At 39.0% G+C, this 23,629-nt stretch carries 20 protein-coding genes; 13 read left to right on the top strand and 7 right to left on the bottom strand.

Annotated elements, in window-relative coordinates:
- The first annotated feature begins 83 nt into the window (after positions 1 to 83).
- The 4 genes from PARC_RS20300 to PARC_RS20285 are packed head-to-tail and all read left to right on the top strand — an operon-like array spanning position 84 to position 4,688.
- Positions 84 to 1,289 carry an aspartate aminotransferase family protein gene (locus PARC_RS20300; RefSeq protein ID WP_007580760.1) on the top strand — a complete coding sequence of 402 codons (1,206 nt, stop codon included), beginning with the start codon at positions 84 to 86 and terminating at the stop codon, positions 1,287 to 1,289.
- A gap of 50 nt (positions 1,290 to 1,339) precedes the next feature.
- On the top strand, positions 1,340 to 2,374 hold the full coding sequence (gene astA, locus PARC_RS20295; protein ID WP_010553006.1) for an arginine N-succinyltransferase: 1,035 nt from the start codon (positions 1,340 to 1,342) through the stop codon (positions 2,372 to 2,374).
- 7 nt (positions 2,375 to 2,381) lie between these two features.
- Positions 2,382 to 3,848 (top strand): succinylglutamate-semialdehyde dehydrogenase, encoded by a 1,467-nt coding sequence (gene astD / locus PARC_RS20290; RefSeq protein WP_010553007.1) that lies wholly within the window; start codon positions 2,382 to 2,384, stop codon positions 3,846 to 3,848.
- 36 nt (positions 3,849 to 3,884) lie between these two features.
- Entirely contained in the window at positions 3,885 to 4,688 is an 804-nt protein-coding gene (locus PARC_RS20285) for a DUF1338 domain-containing protein (RefSeq protein ID WP_010553008.1), read from the top strand.
- Between the two features lie 71 nt (positions 4,689 to 4,759).
- Here the strand turns inward: PARC_RS20285 and PARC_RS20280 are convergent, their stop codons facing one another.
- The gene (locus tag PARC_RS20280; protein WP_008169642.1) at positions 4,760 to 6,040 is read right to left on the bottom strand and encodes a flavohemoglobin expression-modulating QEGLA motif protein; all 1,281 of its coding nucleotides are present in this window, start codon (positions 6,038 to 6,040) and stop codon (positions 4,760 to 4,762) included.
- Positions 6,041 to 6,186: 146 nt separating this feature from the next.
- Here PARC_RS20280 and PARC_RS20275 point away from each other — a divergent pair, with 146 nt between their 5' ends.
- The 7 genes from PARC_RS20275 (at position 6,187) to PARC_RS20245 (ending at position 12,968) form a co-directional block, all read left to right on the top strand.
- Positions 6,187 to 6,444: a DUF3081 domain-containing protein gene (locus tag PARC_RS20275; protein WP_010553009.1), complete on the top strand. Its 258-nt coding sequence runs from the start codon at positions 6,187 to 6,189 to the stop codon at positions 6,442 to 6,444.
- Positions 6,444 to 6,749: a hypothetical protein gene (locus PARC_RS20270; protein ID WP_007580773.1), complete on the top strand. Its 306-nt coding sequence runs from the start codon at positions 6,444 to 6,446 to the stop codon at positions 6,747 to 6,749. The genes PARC_RS20275 and PARC_RS20270 overlap by 1 nt, the downstream gene beginning before the upstream one ends.
- A 409-nt stretch (positions 6,750 to 7,158) precedes the next feature.
- Positions 7,159 to 7,734, top strand: coding sequence for a transcriptional regulator BetI (betI, locus tag PARC_RS20265; protein WP_010553010.1), 576 nt, complete (start codon positions 7,159 to 7,161; stop codon positions 7,732 to 7,734).
- A 1-nt stretch (position 7,735) separates the two neighbouring features.
- Positions 7,736 to 9,199 carry a betaine-aldehyde dehydrogenase gene (gene betB / locus PARC_RS20260; RefSeq protein ID WP_010553011.1) on the top strand — a complete coding sequence of 488 codons (1,464 nt, stop codon included), beginning with the start codon at positions 7,736 to 7,738 and terminating at the stop codon, positions 9,197 to 9,199.
- A gap of 11 nt (positions 9,200 to 9,210) precedes the next feature.
- Complete coding sequence (gene betA / locus PARC_RS20255) at positions 9,211 to 10,878, top strand: choline dehydrogenase (RefSeq protein WP_010553012.1); 1,668 nt, start codon at positions 9,211 to 9,213, stop codon at positions 10,876 to 10,878.
- A 158-nt stretch (positions 10,879 to 11,036) separates the two neighbouring features.
- A complete protein-coding gene (locus tag PARC_RS20250) occupies positions 11,037 to 12,254 on the top strand; it encodes a BCCT family transporter (RefSeq protein WP_010553013.1) in 1,218 nt (405 codons plus the stop codon).
- A gap of 9 nt (positions 12,255 to 12,263) precedes the next feature.
- Positions 12,264 to 12,968, top strand: coding sequence for a TorF family putative porin (locus PARC_RS20245; RefSeq protein ID WP_010553014.1), 705 nt, complete (start codon positions 12,264 to 12,266; stop codon positions 12,966 to 12,968).
- A gap of 124 nt (positions 12,969 to 13,092) precedes the next feature.
- On the opposite strand, the gene PARC_RS20240 is transcribed toward PARC_RS20245, so the two are convergent.
- From PARC_RS20240 to fdxA, 4 genes are all read right to left on the bottom strand, one after another.
- Entirely contained in the window at positions 13,093 to 15,006 is a 1,914-nt protein-coding gene (locus PARC_RS20240) for a putative bifunctional diguanylate cyclase/phosphodiesterase (protein ID WP_096058080.1), read from the bottom strand.
- Positions 15,007 to 15,215: 209 nt separating this feature from the next.
- Entirely contained in the window at positions 15,216 to 15,674 is a 459-nt protein-coding gene (locus tag PARC_RS20235; protein ID WP_033012790.1) for an Sbal_3080 family lipoprotein, read from the bottom strand.
- Positions 15,675 to 15,694: 20 nt separating this feature from the next.
- Positions 15,695 to 17,938, bottom strand: coding sequence for a carbohydrate binding family 9 domain-containing protein (locus PARC_RS20230; protein WP_010553017.1), 2,244 nt, complete (start codon positions 17,936 to 17,938; stop codon positions 15,695 to 15,697).
- 136 nt (positions 17,939 to 18,074) lie between these two features.
- The gene (gene fdxA, locus PARC_RS20225) at positions 18,075 to 18,398 is read right to left on the bottom strand and encodes a ferredoxin FdxA (RefSeq protein WP_010553018.1); all 324 of its coding nucleotides are present in this window, start codon (positions 18,396 to 18,398) and stop codon (positions 18,075 to 18,077) included.
- Positions 18,399 to 18,592: 194 nt separating this feature from the next.
- Between fdxA and PARC_RS20220 the strand changes: the two genes are divergently transcribed.
- A complete protein-coding gene (locus PARC_RS20220; RefSeq protein WP_010553019.1) occupies positions 18,593 to 20,200 on the top strand; it encodes an NAD(P)/FAD-dependent oxidoreductase in 1,608 nt (535 codons plus the stop codon).
- Between the two features lie 95 nt (positions 20,201 to 20,295).
- A complete protein-coding gene (locus PARC_RS20215) occupies positions 20,296 to 21,795 on the top strand; it encodes an amidase family protein (RefSeq protein ID WP_010553020.1) in 1,500 nt (499 codons plus the stop codon).
- Positions 21,796 to 21,825: 30 nt separating this feature from the next.
- On the opposite strand, the gene PARC_RS20210 is transcribed toward PARC_RS20215, so the two are convergent.
- Together PARC_RS20210 and PARC_RS20205 are read right to left on the bottom strand one after the other, a co-directional pair.
- Positions 21,826 to 23,130, bottom strand: coding sequence for a DEAD/DEAH box helicase (locus PARC_RS20210; RefSeq protein ID WP_002958629.1), 1,305 nt, complete (start codon positions 23,128 to 23,130; stop codon positions 21,826 to 21,828).
- 67 nt (positions 23,131 to 23,197) lie between these two features.
- Positions 23,198 to 23,629 (bottom strand): hypothetical protein, encoded by a 432-nt coding sequence (locus PARC_RS20205; protein ID WP_010553021.1) that lies wholly within the window; start codon positions 23,627 to 23,629, stop codon positions 23,198 to 23,200.

The following is a 23,629-nucleotide window of genomic DNA, read 5'->3' as shown; positions in this document are numbered from 1 at the left end:
TGTTTGCTGAAGAATAAAGGCTATATTCTTCTTTGAGTTAGCAACTAATCTTTTATCTAAGCCCATTAAATTTAGGTGTAAAAATGCAAGTAACAAGAGACTTATTTAACGACGTAATGGTACCAAACTATAATCCATCAGCAATCATTCCAGTTCGTGGTGAAGGTTCACGCGTTTGGGATCAAAATGATAACGAGTTTATCGATTTTGCTGGTGGTATTGCCGTTAACTGTTTGGGTCACTGTCATCCTGCATTAGTTAAAGCATTAAAAGAGCAAGGCGAAAAAATTTGGCATTTATCGAATGTTATGACTAATGAGCCAGCACTTCGTTTAGCTCAAAAAATGGTTGAAGCAACATTCGCTGATAAAGTTTACTTTGCAAACTCAGGCGCAGAAGCAAACGAAGCAGCCCTTAAGTTAGCTCGTCGTTATGCATTGGACGTATATGGCGCTGAAAAAACGCAAATTATTGCATTTAATAAAGGTTTCCATGGTCGTACATTTTTTACAGTAACTGTGGGCGGGCAAGCTGCATATTCTGACGGCTTTGGTCCAAAACCTGCTGATATAGTACATTGTGACTTTAACGATATAGCGGCATTTGAAGCGCTGATCAGCGATAAAACATGTGCTGTTATGATGGAACCATTACAAGGTGAAGGCGGTATTATTTCACCAACAGATGAATTTGCTAAAAAAGTACGTGAACTTTGTACTAAACATAACGCGTTACTTATTTTTGATGAAGTACAAACGGGTGTTGGTCGCACAGGCGATTTATACGCTTATGAAGGTTTAGGAGTTGTTCCTGACATTTTAACAACGGCAAAAGCATTGGGTGGTGGTTTTCCAATTGGCGCTATGATCACTCGTACACCTATTGCTGAGCATTTAAAAATTGGTACTCACGGTTCTACTTATGGCGGAAACGCACTTGCTTGTGCTGTAGCCGAAGCGGCATTTGATACAGTAAATACACCAGACGTACTAAACGGTGTTAAAGAGCGCGAGCAATTATTCCGTGACGGATTAAACGCAATTAACGAAAAATACAACGTATTTAGCGAAGTACGTGGTAAAGGCTTATTAATTGGCGCAGTACTAAATGACAAATTTGAAGGACGTGCACGCGACTTTTTAGTAGCCAGTGCTAATAATGGTTTAATGAACCTTGTAGCTGGCATGAATGTAATTCGCTTTACACCGTCTTTAGTTATCCCGTTTGAAGATATTAAAGAAGGCTTAGCGCGCTTTGAAAAAGCCGTTAGCGATGTAGTAAACGGTTAATATAGTTTAAATTAGCACGCCTACAGGCGTGCTATTGGAGCAAGCAATAAATGCAAGTATTACGTCCTATTACTGCCAATGATTTTGACGCGCTTAAACAAATAGCGATTGAATCCGGTCATGGGTTTACCTCTTTACCTGTGGACGATGCACAGCTTAAAGAAAAAATTGAACGTGCTGAAAAAAGCTTTGCCAAAAACATTAACCAGCCACTTGATGAAAGCTATTTATTTGTTTTAGAGGACAGTGAAACAGGTGACGTTATTGGCACAACCGCTATAGAAGCCGCAGTAGGTTTATCGGTGCCTTTATATCATTATCATTTAGGTAAAACAGTACACCACTCGCCTACTTTAAATGTATATAACACCGTTGATATTTTAAGCATGTGTAACGACTACACAGGTTGCTCAGAAATATGCACATTATTTTTGCGCGAAAATAGCCGTAAAGGTTTAACGGGTCGATTTTTATCGCGTTCACGCTTTTTGTTTATGGCTCAGCATAGCGAGCGTTTTGCCGATACTGTTATCGCAGAAATGCGCGGTGTTAGCGACGAAGACGGCCATTCTCCTTTTTGGCAATGGCTGCAAGAGCACTTTTTTAGTATCGAATTTCCACAAGCGGATCACTTAGTTGGCTTAGGCGATAAGGTATTTATTAGCGAGTTAATGCCTAAATACCCTATTTATGTGAACTTGCTTAGCAAGAAAGCCCAAGCAGTTATTGGGCATGTGCATGAAAAAACAAAACCTGCGCTAAAATTATTAGAAAAAGAAGGTTTTGAGCACAGAGGCTACGTTGACTTATTTGACGCAGGCCCAACGGTTGAAGCAAAGCTTGGTAATATTCGCAGCATTCGCGACTCTCAAGTTTGCCCTATTACTATTGGTGAGCTTGATCACATCTCACAAAATAGCTCTGATACGTTGGCTGTATGTAATCAAGGCGTAAGTGGCTTTAGAGCAACATTTACCAAAGACGCACATTACAATCATGCAAAACATACTCTCGTCATTAGCCAAGATGTGGCTAAAGCACTTAATTTAAGTCAAGGAGATGCAGCGCGATTTTTCCGCCTGTAAATTATTTATGAATACACACCTAATTAATAACCAGTGGCATGCAGGGCAAGGTCCAGCATTTGAGTCGATCAATCCAAGTAATGGCGATGTGGTATGGCAAGGTAATGGCGCAAACGCTGATCAAGTAGATTCAGCTATAAAAGCAGCCAGAGCAGCACAGGTACAATGGGCAGATAAGCCGCTTGAAGAGCGTATAGCCATTCTTGAAAACTTCGCAGCTCAATTAAAAGAACACAGTGAAGAATTCGCGACCATAATTGCACGCGAAACAGGTAAGCCATTATGGGAAACCCGTACCGAAGTGGGCGCAATGACAGGCAAAGTAGCTATATCTGTAAAAGCGTACCATGAGCGTACCGGTACAACCGAAAACCCAATGCCCGGTGCTAAAGCGTTTATTAGACACAAACCGCATGGCGTTGTGGCTATTTTTGGCCCGTATAACTTTCCGGGGCATTTACCAAACGGGCATATTGTTCCTGCAATTTTAGCAGGCAACACCGTAGTATTTAAGCCATCAGAACTAACACCGCACGTTGCAGAATTCACCCTCTCACTTTGGTTAAAAGCGGGCTTACCAGCGGGTGTTATTAACCTTGTCCAAGGTGAAATTGAAACAGGCAAAGCGCTTGCTTCTCATAAAGATATAGATGGATTGTTTTTTACCGGTAGCTCAAACACAGGTCACTTACTACATAAGCAATTTGCAGGACACCCTGGCAAAATTTTAGCACTTGAAATGGGCGGTAATAATCCTCTTATTGTAAAAGACGTGAGTGATGTAAGCGCTGCTGTGCACGATATTATTCAATCAGGCTTTATTACCTCAGGCCAGCGCTGTACGTGTGCACGCCGCTTATTTATTGAAAAATCGCTCAATGGCGATGCTATTTTAGAAAAGCTAATAAGCGCGACTAAAAACATAGTTGTAGACGACAGTTTTGCTACAGAGCAGCCTTTTATGAGTGCAATGATAAGCGAAAAAGCAGCATTAGGCATGGTCGCTGCGCAAAGTGAATTAGTGTCAAAAGGCGCGCAAATCCTTGTTGAACTTAAGCAATTAAAATCAAGCACCGGTTTTGTAAGCCCGGGTATTATTGATGTAACAAACATTACCGACATGCCAGATGAAGAACATTTTGGACCGCTTATTAAAGTGTATCGTTACAACGACTTTGACAGCGCAATTATTGAAGCTAACAACACAAGCTTTGGCTTATCTGCAGGCTTACTTAGCGACAATGAAGATGATTATACTCACTTCTTAAAGCGCATTCGTGCAGGTATTGTTAACTGGAACCGCCCTATTACGGGTGCCTCAAGTGCAGCTCCATTTGGCGGCATAGGCGCCAGTGGTAATCACAGAGCAAGTGCCTATTATGCCGCCGATTATTGTGCATACCCTGTGGCATCTGTTGAGTCAGACAAAGTGAGCTTACCGCAAACCCTAGCGCCAGGCTTGGTAATTGAATAAGCAATAAAACCAAAATTTTAGATTTAAGGATTTAACATGCATACTGATGTAAACACATTATTTGAGAGCCTTTGGAAAAACTACTTAAACGTAACACCATCGGCAGACAAAATTCATGACCTTTTAGGGTCAACGCAAAAAGATGACATTATTAACGATCATATTGCGCTGCGTACGTTTAATATTGAAAAAGTGGGTCTTGAAAAGCTCGCTGCTCACTTTTTAGCTATTGGTTACAAAGAATGTGGTGAGTACCATTTTGAAGCTAAAAAACTCTATGCAAAGCACTACGAGCATAGCGATCCTAACCAGCCAAAAGTGTTTATTTCTGAGCTACTAGTAGAAAAATGCTCGCCTGAGTTACAAGCCATCGTAACCGACATGGTTGATAAAATTGATGAAAGTGCTGTTACTGCTGATAACTTTTTGTACTCAGGCACGCATTGGCAAGTAAGCACCGATACTTACAAACAACTGCTAGCTGAAAGCGAATATGCAGCGTGGATGTCGGCGTGGGGCTACCGCGCCAATCACTTTACCGTAAATATTAATACGCTTGCTAAGTTTGATAACATTCATGATGTTAACCAAGCTCTAAAAGACGCTGGATTTTCGCTTAATACGTCAGGCGGCGAAGTTAAAGGCTCACCAGAGGTGTTACTAGAGCAATCGTCAACACTTGCTGATGAATACTCAGTTACCTTTAGTAATGGTGATATGAGCATTCCTAGCTGTTTTTATGAGTTTGCTATTCGTTACCCTAAAGCAGACGGTGAGCTTTATACTGGTTTTGTTGCAGCCTCAGCTGACAAAATATTTGAAAGCACCAACGCTCGATAGCAAAACCTAAAGTACTTTATTTAAAAAGCCCGTTATGGGCTTTTTTTATGTCGGTAGGTTATATTGATTAATTATAAAAATAACGGTTTATAATCGTTTTCTAACTTTTCAAACGATAAGTCGCCAATAAAACGACCAAAGCTCAACCAAGTTGCCAAACCGCGTAAGTCTTTAAAGTGTGGTGGTACAAATTGTGGGCTCTCTATTACACCTAAATCATGAAGCTGCGATATTAATCTAAAGTCATCTATTGATATTTTACCTACCAGTAATAAAGGGAGTCTATCGATTCGACCAAGCTGTATTGCAACGCGTATTAAGTTATAAACTAGTACAAAGCCTTTAATGTAAGCAATATCTTTTGTAAAAGGCAAACCTGTTGGCGTACTGCCTCTAAATACACGCTGCGCGAGTGTGTAACTGTCATCTTTTGATAAACCTTGCGCTACATAGTCACGGTAAATATCTACAAATTCAGCACCGTCAATTACCTTTGTAACGGCTTGAATACGATTCACTAATTTAGATAAACGCCTTGGAGTCGATTTTAAAGTAATAATTTCGGTAAGTACCGCTAAGCCTTCTTGGGTAATAGTAGAGCTAGGCGTGCCTTTACTCAAACATGTTAAATACGGCTGTGCTAAACCATTTTGAGTGGTACCTACGTGTATCCACCCTTCGTGAACTTCTAAAATATCAAGTTCACGCTGAGAAAACTTAACATCTTGATTAAGCTTTATATTATTAGCACCTGCGGCTGCATCACTAACAATACCATCGCTAAGCATTACCTCTACATTTATGCCTGCCATACTGGCATTTACTTGCTCAGACAAAATACGCACTGCATCAACAGCATCAATATTTTTAGGGTCGTCAGGCAGTATGTCGGCTATAAGTAAATTTTGCAGCGGTTTATCTAGCATATTAGCTAGCTCAGAAAGTGAGGGCTCACCAGCATGGAATAAGTCTTTAGGGTGTCCAAATAACTCCACTGATAAGTCATGAAACTCTGGCGTTCCACGATACTCAAGCATACTTAATACCGTTTTATACTCGGTGCACATTTTTCCCATATATTGAGCAATCGGATTTAACTGTCCCAATTGGTTAATAATGTTACGGTGCAAAGTAGAAAATGCTTGGCGTAACTCGCTAGGTACAAAACCAAGGTCGCGCTGTTGATAATATGCACGATCGATGAGTGGGTTTTTTTGACATTTCTGTCTAAAAAACTCCTCTTTAGTTTGTTTATCCCAATTAATAGCATCGAGTATCCTAATTGGCGTTTGCAATGCAATTAATTGATCCGATAACTCACGAGTTTTTAGTAGTAACGCCTTGTCTATCATGCTCTAAGCTCAACAATAAATGAGTTTTGAGCATAATTTAAAAAAGCGAAATTACAAAGCAATATCACACTTTTTTAGCTATTGTTTTTAAGATGATCGACCCTCATATCTGTATCGTATGAGTTATTAAACGAAGGGCATAAAACATGAAAAACGAAATCGACAATAAACAGATTTTAGCCGTGTATGAACGCATAATTCAAAAAGGTGAAATGACTGATGAAGGTAAACATTATCAAGGCGTTACTGCTTATTCAGACGTAGATGGTTACACCATATACTTACAAGGTAGCGGCGTTGAACTGCGCTTTGGTTTTCACAATACTTACCACCTTGACTACGAACATGAAAAGCATAAAGACGACTTTTTAAAAAAATTATATAACATTGCAAACGAAGGCTAATGCAACCACGAAAACGCAGACACCGCCCTACCAGTAAGCTCAATACTACTTTTATAAACCAAGTAGTAGAAGAGCTTAGAGCTGATCCAAGCAAAGTCTCAATTATTCAAGAAAATTTAGAACAATACCGTGCTCAAACTCATTTAAAGCGTGGTTTTTTACTGGCTATAGAGCGCTTTGATTGGGTTTTTGAAGCAAGCAAAGATATAGACTTTATTTGCCAGCAAATTTTAGCTGATGACTATATTGGCAATAGACTAAGACGTTACCCCCTACTTTTTAAAGGCGTTATTAATAATGCCTGACCTTTCAAAACCAAGCGCTTTAAAACGATAAAACCACAAAGTTTACTCTCTATATAAATTTATTAGAGCACTAAGCAATTGCAGGTTTAGTGCGCTTTTGTATTAAATTAATACTATTAGTACTCTAACTATTACTGCACTAATGATTATTGATCATTTTATTCATTTATTGCTGTAAACAAATCATTACTATTATTTAATTTCAAAATAGAATTCACAAGCCTTTGTTTTAAATAAAATAAAACAAAGTAAAACCTTATCTTCTTTATCGCATTAGTTGCGCTTTTATTAATGATTAATCTACATTTTGGCATCTAGATATTTACTTCAGCCTTGAATTGTTAGAGCTATTACCTTAAGCTTATGTTTATTGAACGTTCAATTAATAAAAATTATGCCTAAAGTCGGAATGGAACCTGTCAGACGTCAGCAGCTAATTGACGCGACTATAGAGTCAGTTGCAACTAATGGACTACAAGGCACAACTATAAACAGCATTAGTAAAAATGCCGGTTTATCGTCAGGCATTATTAGTCATTATTTTGGTGGTAAGCAGGGGTTAATTGAAGCCACTGTTAGATACTTACTAACAAGCTTAAAACAAGGCTTGATAAGTAAAGTAAATAACCAAACGAATGCCATTGAACGTTTAATGATTATTATCGAAGCCAACTTTGCGCTTGTACAACAGCGTAATGATACAACCCGAACGTGGTTAAGTTTTTGGGCGCAATCGATGCATGATGAAGAATTACACAGACTACAAAACGTAAACAGTAAACGCTTGCAAAGTAATTTAGCATTTTCTTTTAAGCAATTAATGCCTATTGAGCAAGCAAAGCAAGCTGCAGAACTTAGCGCCGCAATGATCGATGGCCTATGGTTAAGAGCAGTACTGAGTAAATCAGACAATAATCAGTTTAAACACAGTGAAAAGTTAGCAAAAAGCTACGTACTTTCACTTATCAAGCAATATGGAGCCTAGCGTGACTACACCTGTCTATCAAAACTTTATTAACGGCCATTTTCTTGCAAACCAGAACGGCAAAACATTTGATGTATCAAACCCAGCAACGGGCGAGGTTATTTACGCAGTAGAAATTGCCGACGAATTTATTCAAAACGCAGCCATTGCCAGTGCAAAGCAAGGTTTTGCTCAATGGTCAGCAATGACACCCATTGAACGTAGCCGCATTTTATTAAAAGCAGTGGCTATTTTACGCGAGCGCAACGATGAGCTGGCACTTGTAGAAGTACTCGACACCGGTAAACCAATGCAAGAAGCAAATTGTGTTGATATTGAAACTGGCGCTGATGTAATTGAATACTTTGCAGGCCTTGCGCCAGCACAAGTAGGCCAACAACAAATGGTTGGTGATGACTTTTACTACACACGTAAAGAGCCATTAGGTATTTGTGCGGGTATTGGTGCATGGAACTACCCACTACAAATTGCGTGTTGGAAGTCGGGCCCTGCCCTTGCAGCTGGTAATGCATTTATATTCAAACCATCTGAAGAAACACCACTTGGCGCAATTAAACTTGCAGAAGTATTTGTTGAAGCTGGCGTACCTGCAGGTGTGTTTAATGTTGTTCAAGGCGCGGGCGATGTAGGCCAGTGGCTAACGCAGCATAGCGATATTGATAAAGTATCGTTTACGGGTGAAGTAGGCACAGGTAAAAAAGTAGTGGCAAGCGCTGCCGGTACTTTAAAAGATGTCACGATGGAACTTGGTGGTAAATCTCCACTATTAGTATTTGATGATGCCAACATTGAGCAAGCGGTTAGCGCTGCTATGTTAGGTAACTTTTATACGCAAGGCGAAATTTGTACTAACTGTACACGTATTTACGTTCATAAAAATGTATATCAGCAGTTTATTGATGAGCTTAAAGCGCGCACTGAGAAAAACATTATTGCTGGTGACCCACAAGATTTAAATACTAACTTTGGCGCACTTATTTCTAAAAAGCACCAAGAACTAGTAATGAGCTACGTTAATAAAGGCATCGAAGAAGGTGCAACGCTATTAACCGGTGGTACAACGCTTTCACCTAAATCTGCACCTAATGGCTATTTTGTAGCACCGACTGTGTTTATTGATTGTAATGACGATATGACTATCGTTAAAGAAGAAATCTTTGGCCCTGTAATGAGCGTGCTTGTTTTTGACGATGAAGACGATGTTATTGCACGCGCTAACGGGACTCACCTAGGCTTAGCCGCAGGCGTATTTACTAGCGATATTAAACGTGCGCACCGCGTAATTCATAAGTTACAAGCCGGTATTTGTTGGATTAATGCATACGGTAACTCACCTGCTGAAATGCCAGTTGGCGGTTATAAGCAATCGGGTATTGGCCGTGAAAATGGTATACAAACTCTTGATCAATACACGCAAACTAAGTCTATTTATGTTGGTATGGCCGACATAGAAAGCCCATTTTAAGGCGCCCTACTATGAGTAATCATTACGACTATATTATTGTTGGCGCGGGTTCGGCCGGTTGTGTTTTAGCAAACCGTTTATCTGAAGATTCAAGTAACCGCGTGTTACTACTTGAAACTGGCGGTAGCGATAAAAGTATTTTTATAAAAATGCCAACCGCGTTATCTATTCCTATGAATAGTGACAAATACGCATGGCAGTTTCATACGCAGCCTGAGCCTCATTTAGATAACCGTGAAATGCATTGTCCTCGAGGCAAAGTATTAGGCGGCTCATCATCTATTAATGGCATGGTATATGTACGTGGCCACGCAAAAGATTTTGACGAATGGCAGCAACACGGTGCAAACGGTTGGGATTACCAATCATGTTTACCGTATTTTCAAAAAGCAGAAAGCTTTTACCTTGGTGAAAATACTTACCGTGGTGGCAAAGGTCCGCTTGGCGTTAATAACGGCAACGAAATGAAAAACCCGCTTTACCGCACCTTTATCAAAGCAGGTGTACAAGCCGGTTACGCTTCTACAGATGATTATAATGCGTCGCAGCAAGAGGGTTTTGGCCCAATGCACATGACCGTAAAAGACGGCGTGCGCAGCTCTGCTTCTCGTGAGTACTTAGACCCTGTTAAATCGCGTAGTAATTTAACAATTATTACAGGTGCACTCGCACAACGCGTGATTTTAGATGGCAAAAAAGCCACTGGCATTGAATACAAAGTAAATGGCGACGTTAAAACTGCACATGCTGCAAAAGACGTTGTACTAAGTGCAGGGCCAATTGGCTCTCCACATATTTTACAACTCTCTGGGATTGGTGATACTCAAGTGCTTGAAAAAGCAGGCGTTGAAGTACAGCATCATCTACCAGGTGTCGGTCAAAACTTACAAGATCATCTTGAGTTTTACTTTCAATACAAGTGTAAGCAACCTATCACGCTTAACGGCAAACTAGGCATTGTTTCAAAAGGGTTGATTGGTGCGCGCTGGTTATTAACGCGTTCGGGTTTAGGTGCAACGAATCATTTTGAATCGTGTGCGTTTATTCGCTCAAAACCAGGTGTTGAATGGCCAGATATTCAGTATCACTTTTTACCGGCGGCTATGCGTTACGATGGTAGAAGTGCATTTGCAGGTCATGGTTTTCAGGTACATGTTGGTCATAACAAACCAAAAAGTCGCGGTAGTGTCACTATTGCTTCTGCGAATCCTGAGCAACCACCAACCATTTTATTTAATTACCTTGAACACCAAGACGATATTGAAGGCTTTAGAGCGTGCGTTCGCTTAACACGCGACATAATCGAACAAAGTGCCTTTGATGAATACCGCGATGAAGAAATTCAACCTGGTAAACATATTCAAACAGATGAAGAAATAGATGCCTTTGTACGCCAAGCCGTAGAAAGTGCCTACCACCCTTCTTGCTCATGCAAAATGGGTGAAGATGATATGGCCGTTGTTAACTCAAATACGCAAGTACATGGTATTGAAGGACTACGTGTTGTTGACTCATCTATATTCCCAACAGTTCCTAACGGAAACTTGAATGCACCTACTATTATGGTTGCTGAAAAAGCAGCTGACATAATTTTAGGTAAAGAACCATTACAGAAATCGGATGTGAATGTTGCCATAACAACAAATTGGCAAGAAACACAACGTAGTACGGAGATCTAACTTTAGCCACATGCTCAGGTTTAGCCTCGTCGGGCTAAACCATTGCGTGCCTTGCAGTGGCACACGATGTAAATAGGTTACGTTGTGTTAATGCGAGAATAAAACAATAAAATACGGAGTGCTTATGAATTATTTTTATTCATTATTGGAGGGTAACAATGACTATTTGGCTTAATGCAGGCATCATTTTTACCTTACTTGCTATTATCACTATTTTAATTAAATGGGGTAATGTTCGCGTAGTAGGTGTAACACCAGTTCGAACCTTTACGTTTATAGCAATACTATTTACTTCTGGCCTTGATGTTGGCCTTATTATGTTTCCTTTAACTGAGTTTGCAGGTTATGCAGACATAAAAGCAAGCCCAGAATACGCGTTTGCAAATCCACTGGCTATTGAGTTTGGCTACTGGGGATTTTTGATCTGGGGATTTTACTTTCTTACGTGCTTTTATTTCTGTGTAATAGAACCTAAAGTGAAATTTTTCGAAATTCCTTGGGTTAAATTTATCAATAACGTTGTAATTATTGGTACATGTGCATTTACCGCTTATTTGCTGCTTACAAACCTACCGTGGTATTTACCCGAACTAGGTGATGGAACAAGTATAGTTTCTGAGTTTTATTTAATTGTGTTCGCGGCTATCTGTTTTGCTGTTTACTCAAGTACTGATATTAAATACGTACGTATTTTAAGTATTTCTACTACGTGGTTATTTTTAGCTTTAATCGCCTTTATGTGGGCTGGCGCATTTGTAATTGGTGATAGTCAAATGTCAGCATTTACAGATAACTTAGGCTCTATTGGTACTTACTTTGCCAACATTAATGAATTTGTTTTACCGCTTAATGATTACCATGAGTTTTACTTATTCTGGTGGTTTGCGTGGAGCATAATGATTGGTCAATTCACATCGCGCTTTGTAGGCGGGCTTAAAACATACCAAGTATTGGGTGCTATGTTGATTTTCCCTTCTATTCCTATTGCGATTTGGTTTAGCGTACTTTATCACTACCACGAGGCGGGCATCCCGACTCAAGGTATTAAAAACTTTGCAATGGTGTTTGTAGGTATCATATTTGTAATTAACTCACTCGACTCGTTAGTACGTTTATATACAGATAACCTAAACTTTACCGTAAAGCGTTTAGGTAAAATGAAATACATGATCGGCAATGTTGTCGCTTTATCGTTACTTACATTATTGTTTAAATTAGAATTTTTACAAATTCAGTGGGTAGGCGCATTAGTTATTGGCTTATTCTTTATCTGTGCTGCTTTTATTGGTTACAGTAAATTTAAAACAGTAACAAATATAGACAGCTCACCAAAAGCAAACGCAATTGATTATACAAAAATAGACACAGTACACTAGGGATTAATAATGAATAACAAACTAAAACAACTTGTAGTAGCACTACCATTAGCACTTTTATCAACCACTGCAGCAGCCAATTGGTCAACAACAATCACTGCAGCGTCTGACTACACTTTTAATGGTGTAAGCCAAACAGATAGCAACCCTGCAATTCAAGGTAGCTTAGACTATGCCTTTGAAAGCGGTGTATATGCAGGTGCATGGGCTTCAAACGTAGATTTTGGTGACGATACCGATTTTGAACTTGATGCTTACATTGGTAAGTATGTACAACTTGATGAGCAATTTAGTGTTGATTACGGTATTGCTTATTACACTTATCAAGGTAATAACAGCGATGGTAACTACGCTGAGGCTTACACTAAGTTTGGTTATGCAAGTGAGTACGGCCAAACTGAGCTTAACTTTTGGTACAGCTGGGACTACTTTGGTTACGATACAGGGCATGTTATTTCGATGATTGCTCACACGTATGAGCTGGCTCCAAACCATGCACTACGTGCCAGCTTTGATATTTCAAACTCACTTGATGGTGATAAGTTTGAGTGGGATGAGATTAAGGGTGATAAATCATACCACCACTACCGCTTAGCATACCAAACAAGCTACGAAGGTTTTGGTATTGAAGTGGCCGCTGAAAACACAAGCTTAGATAATGATGCGTCTGATGAGCGTATTGTACTTGCTGTTTCTCGCACATTTGATTTTTAATACAATAATTACTGATTAAACAAAAAAATGCCACTCTATTTAGAGTGGCATTTTTATTTGTAAACTAACTAACTAACTAACTAACTAACTAACTAACTAACTAACTAACTAACTAACTAACTAACTAACTGCTGAAAATATCCCACGCACTTGTACCCGATGCTGAAAGGTTACTAGTGTTGTTACGTAATACTTTATTACCGACATTAACCGATGACTCAGGGCGGCTAACTAAATATCCCTGAACAGAGCTCACACCCATTTTTTTAACGAGTTCAAACTGCCCAATTTCTTCAACGCCTTCTGCTACAATTTTAAGGCCGAGCTTTTGTCCAAGCTCACTAATTGTATTTAATATATCATTATATTTTTGGCTTTTATTAGCTTGAGCTATAAACGAGCGATCAATTTTAATAACATCTATTGGTAAATCCGCTAATGTACTTAAAGAACTAAAACCTGTACCAAAGTCATCAATAGCAATAGTAATCCCCTCTTCTCTTAGCCTGCTTAGCTCTTTAATAATTCTTGGACTGGCTTTAATGAAAGTTGATTCGGTAATTTCTAGCATCAAAGACGTAGCCGGTAAGCCGGTTTTTTTTAGCTTCTTCATTACCCAATCATAAATGTCACGGTGCTTTAATTGAATGCCCGAAACATTTACTGATATTTTTACTTTGCGCATACCTGCATTGTGCCAAGCAGCCATTTGCCGACACGATTCAAGCATAATCCAATCGCCAAGCTCTAATATTAAATTAGACTCTTCTGCTATCGGAATAAACTCTGAAGGAGGGATCATACCCTCAACTGGGTGGTCCCAGCGTGTAAGCGCTTCGAAATAATCAATCATACAATCTTCAACATGCACAATTGGCTGAAAAGATAAGTAAAAATCTTTACACGCAACCGCTAAACGCAGCTCTTCAAGTAAATAATGGTAACGGCGCATTTTGTTACCCATTTCTGGCGAGTAAACTTTAAATATTCCCTTACCATCACTTTTAGCTCTATACATAGCTACATCGGCTAATTGTAAAAGCGCTTGAGGCGTTGATGCACTTTCTGGGTAAGCCGCAATACCAATACTGGCACTAATTTTTACTATTTTATTGCCAAGCACAAAGTCTTTTTCAAGCTCACTTAGCACGTGCTTAGCAATTTCAACGACTCTGTCGCTATCATCAAGTAATTCTATAAAAATGGAGAACTCGTCTCCTCCTAACCTTGATAAGTTTTGCTCTAATTGGTTAGCACTATTTATGTTACTTAATTTATGGTGGCGTAAAACATTCGCAAGTCGGCTAGCAACTTGAACTAATATTTCATCACCAAAACTGTGACCAAACGAGTCGTTTACTTGTTTAAAACCATCAAGATCTATAAACAGGAGTGCGCACTTCAGCTCTTCTTGGTTTGCGTGATTAATTTGCCTGTCGATATGTTCAATATACGCATGGCGGTCAATTAACAACGTCAGTTTATCTTGGCATATACTTGTTTGTGTTTGTTTTACGTAATTAGCCACATGCGTATTTAAACTATTTATTGATTGGCTTAAGCTGCTTACACCCAAAGGATTCTCTGCCGGTTTTACTTGCAAATTAAATGCAGTGAGTAAGCTATTGGCTTGAAGATTAAGCTCCGCTATTTGATTTTTATAATGACGCTTTCTACGCTCTCTGCGTAAGTACAGGCCAGAACCAAATATTAAGATACATAAAAGTAAAAAATTAATAGGTGATGCAAGTGTCATTATAATTAACTTACTTGAATCAGCAGCTACAAACTGGGTGTCAGTGGTTTTAATAAGCAAAAAATCAGCTGTGGGCTGCTCAATTATATAGTGGCCATTTAATATCGGATTATACCAAGGAGCCATATCAAGAGAGGTATTCGTTATTTCAAAATTTCGTATATCAATACTGGTACTAAATAGATTTATACGGTTAATCTGATTCGTTAACCCTATATTTATGCAAAAACAAAATAGAATTATGATTAAGAAAATAAAACCAAGTGGTTTAAATTTATTCATAAAAAAAATCCATCTATCTTACCTCTCCCTTAAATCCATTTCCAAAAGCGGATTATATCGCTTGCATTTAGTACTACGCAAGCATTGATATAATCCTAAGCCATTAGCATAACAAAAAATCGTAACAATAATGGATTACCTAACTATATCTGCATATAGTATAGGTGGGATAAACAAAAATAAACAAAAAGGTTCTAATTGTTTAAAATTTAATACATACCGTCAATAAGCTCTATAATTTTTTCTTCGGCGTCTATAAACTTATCCAGTCCACCACCGGTGCGATAAGATGCTTGCGCTATTTTTTCATTCGTTTCAACGTCTTTAATCCAAATATTTGCGTATGCCATATAGAGCGCTAAATCCCAACGCCAATTTGCTACGTAGTAAGCAACGGCATTACACCCTGTTGTGTCTGCATCTGGTAACTCAGTCTGGTAGTCTTGATGCTGCAATACATAATTAGCAGGAATAACTCGGGTTTCTACCTCATGCTTTGCAAAACCTTTTTTCATCGCATCAATAACCCCCTCTTTAACAGCCTTATGTTCAGCAATACACACTGTTTTAGGTTTGTTTGTTTCAAAGCGAGTAATGTCTTGCTTGGCCGCACAACCCGCCAAGGTAGCAACCATTGCAGCTGCAACTGTTATTTTTAAAGTTTTCATATTTATTCCTTTTTTAATATTTAAAGCTGCCATGCATAGCTAACTTTTGTAAATAAGGTACGTTGATCCCGCTCAATATTTTTAAGTGAATCGTCTTGGTAACCTCTATCTGAGTAACCCAAATAAAACAACGTTTGTGCATTAATTTTATATGAGTAAACAAGCTGACTACCGTAGTCTTTGTTAATTTGACTAACTTGATAAAAGTAGGCATTTTCGTCTCTATCAATATCTTCAAATTGTAAAATTAATTTAAGAATTGAACGCATGCTAAATTTATAATGAAGTCTAAAGTCGACCAAGTTAGCAGTAAACACCCGCTTCCCTTGCGGGTTGTCTAATTGACTGTAGTTATGCTTTACATCGAGTTGCCAATGGTCGTTAATGTCCCAAACCACTTGGGTTTGAGTGTCAAACGCGTCGCCTAATTGCTCATTTGCATAATCAATGCGGCTAGCGTATTCAATATATAACGAAAGCTTTAAATCTTTAGTGGGTTTAAAGCCCGTATAAATAAAACCAATATTTTGATTATAAAAATTGTCGTTATAGTTTTCATAGCGGTGCACTAAACCAATTTCAAAAATAGATTGTTTTTGGCCTTTAAAGCTTAAAAAGCCTTCGTATTCTTCTTCAAGTAAGTCGCCGTTTTGCGCCCACGTTTTATCCCAGTCAGCTTCGTATGACCATGAGGTAAGTAAATCAGATTCATCTCTGTACCATGTTTGTCCGCCACCAAAGCCTACTTTTTCATAATCGACTTTAGCTTGATAACCTAAATCGGTGCGGTAGTCCTGCCCAATATTTTCATAAGATGCAAATAATTTGTAATCACGTTTATCGCGGGTAAGTTCCAGGGCATATGCTTCATCTGACTGAGTTTCAGATAAGTTATAATTTTGAATTAAAAATTCAGAGTTACGTGTATCAGCAGATGATACTTGATACAAAAGAGTATCCGATTGATTAAACCAGTAGCTACCATCCACTGATAATACAGTGTTGTGATAGTCATCACTTTCTCTGTGCGTGCTTGAAAGGCCAATAGTACCCTGCTGACCTAGATCATATTGATAACGCCCTGCGGCAGCATTCGTTTTTTCGTTTAAGCTTGCAAAGCCAGAGCCCTGATTCGTTGGCAGTAAAATATTACTATTGTCGTCATCAGCGAGCATTAACGCATAACTATGATCACCCGTTTTACCCGTTAATTTTGCACCTAAAGTAGGCTCTGCAATTGTACGTGTATATAAAAGCTCAAATAAACTGCTTTTAAAGTAAGAAGCTCCATCTAAAAAGAAAGGACGTTTTTCAGCATAATAAATAGAAAAGGTTGTATTTACATCGAGCTCTAAAGAGTCTGTTTCTACTTGCGAAAAATCTGGGTTGATAGTCGCATTTAAAACAGCGTCCTTGGTTAAACCCCAGCGCAAATCTAAGCCCACTTCGGTATCTATATCACCATTATCCCAGTTACCCGGTAATTCAGATTTATTATCGTTACGAAGTGCTGTCAATGTAGGTGTTAATTGAATATTTTTACTCGATTCAATATCGCTAAAACCCACTAACTTATCAAACTGACAAAGGCTACATTTTATATTTCTATCAAATCCCATATTTGATAGCTGATATAAAACATCACGTTGGTAGTTTCTCATTACTGAAAAACCCCACGTTAGCTCTTTTTTATTTTCAGGAAAGCGCAGTGCCTTAAAAGGAATACGCATTTCAACAACGTAACCTTTCTCGTTAATTTGTCCCGCGCTATCCCAAATAGCATTCCATGAGGTATCTGAGCTCCACCCATCGGTATCGGTCATTCTTATATCGCCTTGTGCGCCAAGGGGATTTACATGAAATTCATAACCACTGCGTTCATCATTAAATGTATCAATAACAAGAATGACTACGTCGTCTTCCCATAGCGTATCGCGGTCACGAAGTGATGCACGAATTTGTTCAGGGTTTGGATCCTCTGCAATAAAGGCAACATATAAGTTTGTGCCATCTTCGTAAATAAAGGCATCAGTTTTTACAGGAGGTGTGCCTTTTTCGTTAGGCTCATCTTGGTAGAGTAGAGGTATACGTGTCGCATTTTGCCAGTGCGCTTCATCCATAACACCATCAATAGTGATATTTGAATCAATACGAGATAAGGATACTTGCTGTTTACTAGCCGCTACATCAAGGCTTGAGAGTAATAAAACGAAACTTAAAAATAGGAAAGTAAATTTTTTTATTATAGTTATAAAGTACTGCATAAACATCCATTTAGACTGTAATTACTCATAGGGAGTAACTTAAGCTGGGGATTGTAATTTATCCAGGTACATTTGTTAATACTTTGAAATAAAAAATCAACTATTTAATGATAAAGGAGTAACTAATTGTTACGTATTATGTTTCGAGTAGTTTAAGTTTATCGTCTATGCCATTCCATATATCAGCGTCCTCTGGTGCAGGTTTAACCTCTGTAATGCGCGGCCAGACCAGTGCAAGTTCAGCATTCAATTCAGCAAACTCTTTTTGAGATTCTGGTAATTCATCTTCTTGGTATATAGCATCAGCTGAACACTCAGGGACACATAAACCACAATCGATACAATCAATCGGGCTAATTGCTAAAAAATTAGGGCCTTCAAAAAATGCATCTGCTGGGCACACTGATACGCAATCGGTGTACTTACATTTTATACAATTTTCGGTGACTACAAACGCCATACTATTTTAATACCTAAGATTTTAAACAACAGTTGTGGATCATACCCATCCACTCCAAAAATACAATAAATAAGTGCCATATCACCCTATTTTAACGTAAAATACGCGCCTTATGTTTGCACACCAACTGTGCCCTGCATCCCCTTATTGTGAGCGGTAATAATACCCCGCTATGACACCTAAAAGAGATATAAATGATACGTTTAACCGAAATAAAGCTGCCACTTGATCATGACGAAGATGCAATTGGTCAAGCAATTGTAAATAAACTAAAAATCCAACCAGAACAATTGCACAGTTTTAATGTGTTTAAGCGTGGTTATGATGCACGTAAAAAATCAGCTATTTTACTGATTTATACACTCGATATAGAAGTTGATAACGAAGCCGAGCTACTCGCGGCATTTGAAAAAGACCAACATGTAAAAGTAGCGCCAGACACAAACTATAAATTTGTAGCCCAAGCCAGCGAAAATATAACAGAGCGCCCTGTTGTGATTGGTTTTGGCCCTTGTGGTTTATTTGCAGGCTTATTACTTGCTCAAATGGGCTTTAATCCCATTATATTAGAGCGCGGTAAAGAGGTACGTGAACGTACAAAAGACACGTTTGGCTTTTGGCGTAAACGCACACTTAATACCGAATCAAATGTACAATTTGGTGAAGGTGGCGCAGGTACATTCTCAGACGGTAAGTTATACAGCCAAGTAAAGGATCCAAAACATTACGGTCGTAAAGTCATTACTGAATTTGTAGAAGCAGGCGCACCCGATGAAATTTTATACGTAAGTAAGCCACACATTGGTACGTTTAAACTTGTCACCATGATTGAAAAAATGCGCGCTCGTATAATAGAACTAGGCGGCGAAATTCGCTTTAGCACACGTGTTGACGATATTCATTTAGACGACGGGCAAGTAACAGGTTTAACGCTTTCAAATGGCGAGCAACTAAACACTCGCCATGTTGTATTAGCCGTTGGTCACAGCGCACGTGACACGTTTGATATGATCCACAAAAAAGGGATTTATGTTGAAGCAAAGCCATTCTCAGTCGGTTTTAGAATCGAACATAAACAATCAATGATCGATGAATGTCGTTTTGGCACAAATGCAGGAAACCCAATTTTAGGCTCTGCCGATTATAAACTTGTTCATCATTGCGACAATGGCCGCACAGTTTACAGCTTTTGTATGTGCCCAGGTGGCACAGTAGTCGCTGCAACCTCTGAAAAGGGCCGCGTTGTTACCAACGGTATGAGCCAATATTCACGAAGTGAGCGCAACGCTAACAGCGCTATTGTGGTAGGTATTTCTCCAGAGCAAGATTTCCCAGGTAATCCACTTGCTGGAATAGACTTACAACGTAAACTTGAAGAGCAAGCGTATGAGCTTGGTGGTAGCAACTACGATGCACCAGCCCAGTTAATTGGCGACTTTTTGAAAGGTAAACCATCAGAAAACTTAGGTGAAGTACAACCCTCTTACACACCCGGTATTAAGTTAACTGACTTGAGTAAAGTGCTACCACAATTTGCTATTGATGCCCTTCGCGAAGCGATACCAGCGTTTAATAAACAAATTCGCGGCTTTTCAACTAACGACGGTTTACTAACCGGCGTTGAAACACGTACTTCGTCGCCTATTAGTATTAAGCGTGATAAAACATTCCAAAGTATTAACACCAAAGGGCTTTACCCTGCAGGTGAAGGCGCAGGCTACGCTGGCGGTATTTTATCAGCGGGTATTGATGGTATTAAAGCGGCTGAAGCGGTCGCACTTTCTATGTTAGAAAACGCTTAAACCTCTTTTTTAAGCCGTTTATCGAAAAGCCTCACTTTGTGAGGCTTTTTTGTGCTAAATGTATAGAAAATAATAACACCTCAAGCACCTCAACAATGATCAAAACATTTACCTTTTCGTTGCTTAGTGTATTAGCAATTTTTAACGCTAAAGCACAAGAGCTAAAAACCATCGATGAAATTCACAGTGCATATAAAAATAATTCTATTAATGCACAGCAACTCACCCAAAATTATATAGACCGAATTAATAAACTTAATCCACACTATAATGCGGTTATTAGTTTAGAGCCTACAGCTATTGCTCAAGCTAAAACGTTAGATGAACTTGCCGTCAAAGGAACTTGGGCTGGGCCATTACATGGAATACCTGTACTTCTTAAAGATAATATAGAAACTAAAGGCACACTTCCCACAACGGCTGGCTCTTTAGCACTTAAAAATAACGTTACTGATAATGATGCTTTTGTTGTTAAACAACTACGTAATGCGGGCGCTATAATTTTAGGTAAAGCTAATTTAAGTGAGTGGGCAAATTTTCGTTCATCCTATTCATCTTCAGGCTGGAGTGCCGTAGGCGGACAAACACATAATGCGCACGATGTAACACGTAACCCATGTGGTTCTAGCGCAGGTTCTGCTGTTGCGGTAGCACTTAACTTTGCGCCTATAGCATTAGGGACTGAAACAGACGGTTCAATTACGTGCCCTGCCTCAGTAAATGGAGTGTATGCAATAAAACCGAGTATGGGCCAAGTATCACGCTCAGGCGTTGTGCCTCTTTCAAGTAGCCAAGATTCTGTAGGGCCGATGGCGCATTCACTTAAAGATGCGCTGCTGGTTTTATCAGTTTTGCAAGGTGAAGACTCCCTTGATGCGACAACTACAGGGTTTGAATTAAAAACAGGTAATATAAAATCAAAATCGTCACTTATTATTGGTGCACTGCCTAGCGACAAATTTACAGTTGAAACGCAGCGCCTTTATGCCAAGCAGTTACAAGCATTACAACAGGCTGGACACACTGTTATTAATGTAGATATTACTGATAACTTAGATACGCTATTTGCTGATGAATACTATATTTTACTTTACGACTTCAAAGCCGAAATTAATCATTACCTCGCAAACACTCCAACACAAGTGGCTGTTAAAAGCCTAAAAGCACTTATTAATTTTAATATTAAAAATAAAAAAACAGAAATGCCCCACTTTGAGCAAGATATCCTAGTTCAATCGCAGGCTATTGATTTAACTAACAAACAAAAATATCAGGAGACTAAAGAACGCTATCGCACTTTAGCAACGACAGCCATTGTTAATGTATATAAAAACAACAAGCTTGATATTGTTATAGCGCCTACAGTATCACCGGCCTGGAAAACAGACTTAGTTAATGGTGATAATTTTAATGGCAGTAGTAGTTCGTTATCTGCTATTGCTGGCACAACGCACATAACCCTACCGGTCGGAAAAGTAAGTGGTTTACCGGTTGGTTTGTCCATAATAGCAAATAAAGAGGACGAGCAAGCAGCTTATTTATACGCAAATATTATTGATGAGGTGTTATCACCAGGCACAAAAAAACCTGAGTAAACTCAGGTTTTTTAAACTAAACGGCGTTAACTATGACTTTTTAAGTGACAGTTTTTCGCCTTTTAAGCTTTTACGAACGCTTGAAATACGTGAGCGATTTACTGCTCTCGCTTCACCGGTTGCTTGTCCTGATAACTTGTTAGAACGTGTACGGCGTAAATGCGCTGGTTTTTTACCAATTTTATCAATTAGTACTTCACGGTTACTTACTTCATAACCTTCTAAATATACACGTTTGATTTTCTGGCCGATTAGCGTTTCAATTTCAAACAAAGTGTTTTCTTCTTCGCGGCTAACAAATGAGATTGCTTGACCTTGGCGACCAGCACGACCTGTGCGGCCAATACGGTGAACGTAATCTTCTGCAAGCCAAGGTAAATCAATATTAATTACACGAGGTAAGCCATCAATATCAATACCACGAGCAGCGACTTCTGTAGCCACTAATACGCGTACCTTGCCTTCTTTAAATTCACGTAAAGCACGACGACGGTTACCTTGAGATTTATCACCGTGGCAAACGCCTGCCGGGATACCATCAAGGTTAAGCTCTTTAACAAGCTCATCAGCTGTTTCTTTCATGTTTACGAAGACAAGCACTTGTTGCCAGTTTTTCTTACCAATCAATTCAGAAAGTAGCTCTTGCTTACGACGCTCTTCAACAGGGTAAACAACATGCTCAACGGTGCTTGCTGTACTGTTAGTTTGATCAACACGCACTATTTCAGCTTGTTTCAATACTTTAGATGCAAATTGTTTAATTGCTGCAGGGAATGTAGCAGAGAAAAGTAAAATCTGGCGCTCTTCTGCACAGCTTTTAATCACGTTTTGCATATCTTCAATAAAGCCCATATCAAGCATACGGTCAGCTTCATCAAGAACAAGGTGCTTAACACTTGCAAGGCTTAAGTTACCTAAACGAATATGATCAAATAAACGACCTGGCGTTGCAACAACAATATCTACACCTTCTTTTAAAGCATTTGCTTGGCCGGCAGTGCTAACACCACCAAATAAGCTAACGACTTTAAGTGATGTATGCTTTGCAAAATCTCTAAAATTATTTGCAATTTGTTCTGCAAGTTCACGCGTTGGAGCAAGTACTAATGCATGAGGTGCATTCGTTGTGCTGAGTTCAGACTCAACCAATTTTTGGATGATAGGTAAAGCAAACGCGGCAGTTTTGCCGGTACCAGTTTGTGCACTGGCTAAAACGTCTTTACCTTTACGAACAGCAGGAATTGCTGCGCGCTGAATGGGCGTAAGAGTGTGATAGTTAAGTTCGTCCAACGCCTGGATGATTTCAGGAGCGAAACTAAAAGATTTAAAATTCATGCTGTATAACCTACGGCCACATTATCAAGGGTCGCAAATTATACAGCAAAAAAGTGCTAACAGTTAGTTATAACTTAACTAAAGTGCCTTTTAATGCAACACCAGCCATAATAGTACCTGCACCACATTCAAATTCAGTACTACTGACAAACTCACGTTTTTTGTAATATGACTGAATATTAACAACTGCATTCATGCCTTCTTTTACAGCACGCTCTTGTAATGCTTTAAGTGCACTTAACATTACCCACTCACATGCCTCAGTATCAGACTTACCAAATGCATTGGTTTTTTTATTAGTGATTACTTCACCGTATTTGCTGCTTTCTTTTGAATAGCTTTGATCAGCAAAGTAAAGTGGTATATCCAATAATGCATTTTTTGCTTTAGTTGTTTCTAGCAATTTTTGAATTGGGTATTTACTAATATCATCACGGGCTTGAGCAGCCGATGTCATTAATACTGTGGCAATAAGCAACGTACTTATAATCGTTTTCAT

It is taken from the genome of Pseudoalteromonas arctica A 37-1-2, from assembly GCF_000238395.3.
In the GTDB taxonomy this organism is placed as follows: Bacteria; Pseudomonadota; Gammaproteobacteria; order Enterobacterales; family Alteromonadaceae; genus Pseudoalteromonas; species Pseudoalteromonas arctica.
Note: the sequence above shows the minus strand (reverse complement) of the source record. Positions and strands in the feature narration are given on the sequence as shown.

What these genes read in the sequence shown, in the direction of transcription:
- PARC_RS20300 (WP_007580760.1), top strand. Translation starts at nt 84, where the DNA reads ATGCAAGTAACAAGAGACTTATTTAACGACGTAATGGTACCAAACTAT.
- astA (WP_010553006.1), top strand. Translation starts at nt 1,340, where the DNA reads ATGCAAGTATTACGTCCTATTACTGCCAATGATTTTGACGCGCTTAAA.
- astD (WP_010553007.1), top strand. Translation starts at nt 2,382, where the DNA reads ATGAATACACACCTAATTAATAACCAGTGGCATGCAGGGCAAGGTCCA.
- PARC_RS20285 (WP_010553008.1), top strand. Translation starts at nt 3,885, where the DNA reads ATGCATACTGATGTAAACACATTATTTGAGAGCCTTTGGAAAAACTAC.
- PARC_RS20280 (WP_008169642.1), bottom strand. Translation starts at nt 6,040, where the DNA reads ATGATAGACAAGGCGTTACTACTAAAAACTCGTGAGTTATCGGATCAA.
- PARC_RS20275 (WP_010553009.1), top strand. Translation starts at nt 6,187, where the DNA reads ATGAAAAACGAAATCGACAATAAACAGATTTTAGCCGTGTATGAACGC.
- PARC_RS20270 (WP_007580773.1), top strand. Translation starts at nt 6,444, where the DNA reads ATGCAACCACGAAAACGCAGACACCGCCCTACCAGTAAGCTCAATACT.
- betI (WP_010553010.1), top strand. Translation starts at nt 7,159, where the DNA reads ATGGAACCTGTCAGACGTCAGCAGCTAATTGACGCGACTATAGAGTCA.
- betA (WP_010553012.1), top strand. Translation starts at nt 9,211, where the DNA reads ATGAGTAATCATTACGACTATATTATTGTTGGCGCGGGTTCGGCCGGT.
- PARC_RS20250 (WP_010553013.1), top strand. Translation starts at nt 11,037, where the DNA reads ATGACTATTTGGCTTAATGCAGGCATCATTTTTACCTTACTTGCTATT.
- PARC_RS20245 (WP_010553014.1), top strand. Translation starts at nt 12,264, where the DNA reads ATGAATAACAAACTAAAACAACTTGTAGTAGCACTACCATTAGCACTT.
- PARC_RS20240 (WP_096058080.1), bottom strand. Translation starts at nt 15,006, where the DNA reads ATGAATAAATTTAAACCACTTGGTTTTATTTTCTTAATCATAATTCTA.
- PARC_RS20235 (WP_033012790.1), bottom strand. Translation starts at nt 15,674, where the DNA reads ATGAAAACTTTAAAAATAACAGTTGCAGCTGCAATGGTTGCTACCTTG.
- PARC_RS20230 (WP_010553017.1), bottom strand. Translation starts at nt 17,938, where the DNA reads ATGCAGTACTTTATAACTATAATAAAAAAATTTACTTTCCTATTTTTA.
- fdxA (WP_010553018.1), bottom strand. Translation starts at nt 18,398, where the DNA reads ATGGCGTTTGTAGTCACCGAAAATTGTATAAAATGTAAGTACACCGAT.
- PARC_RS20220 (WP_010553019.1), top strand. Translation starts at nt 18,593, where the DNA reads ATGATACGTTTAACCGAAATAAAGCTGCCACTTGATCATGACGAAGAT.
- PARC_RS20215 (WP_010553020.1), top strand. Translation starts at nt 20,296, where the DNA reads ATGATCAAAACATTTACCTTTTCGTTGCTTAGTGTATTAGCAATTTTT.
- PARC_RS20210 (WP_002958629.1), bottom strand. Translation starts at nt 23,130, where the DNA reads ATGAATTTTAAATCTTTTAGTTTCGCTCCTGAAATCATCCAGGCGTTG.
- PARC_RS20205 (WP_010553021.1), bottom strand. Translation starts at nt 23,629, where the DNA reads ATGAAAACGATTATAAGTACGTTGCTTATTGCCACAGTATTAATGACA.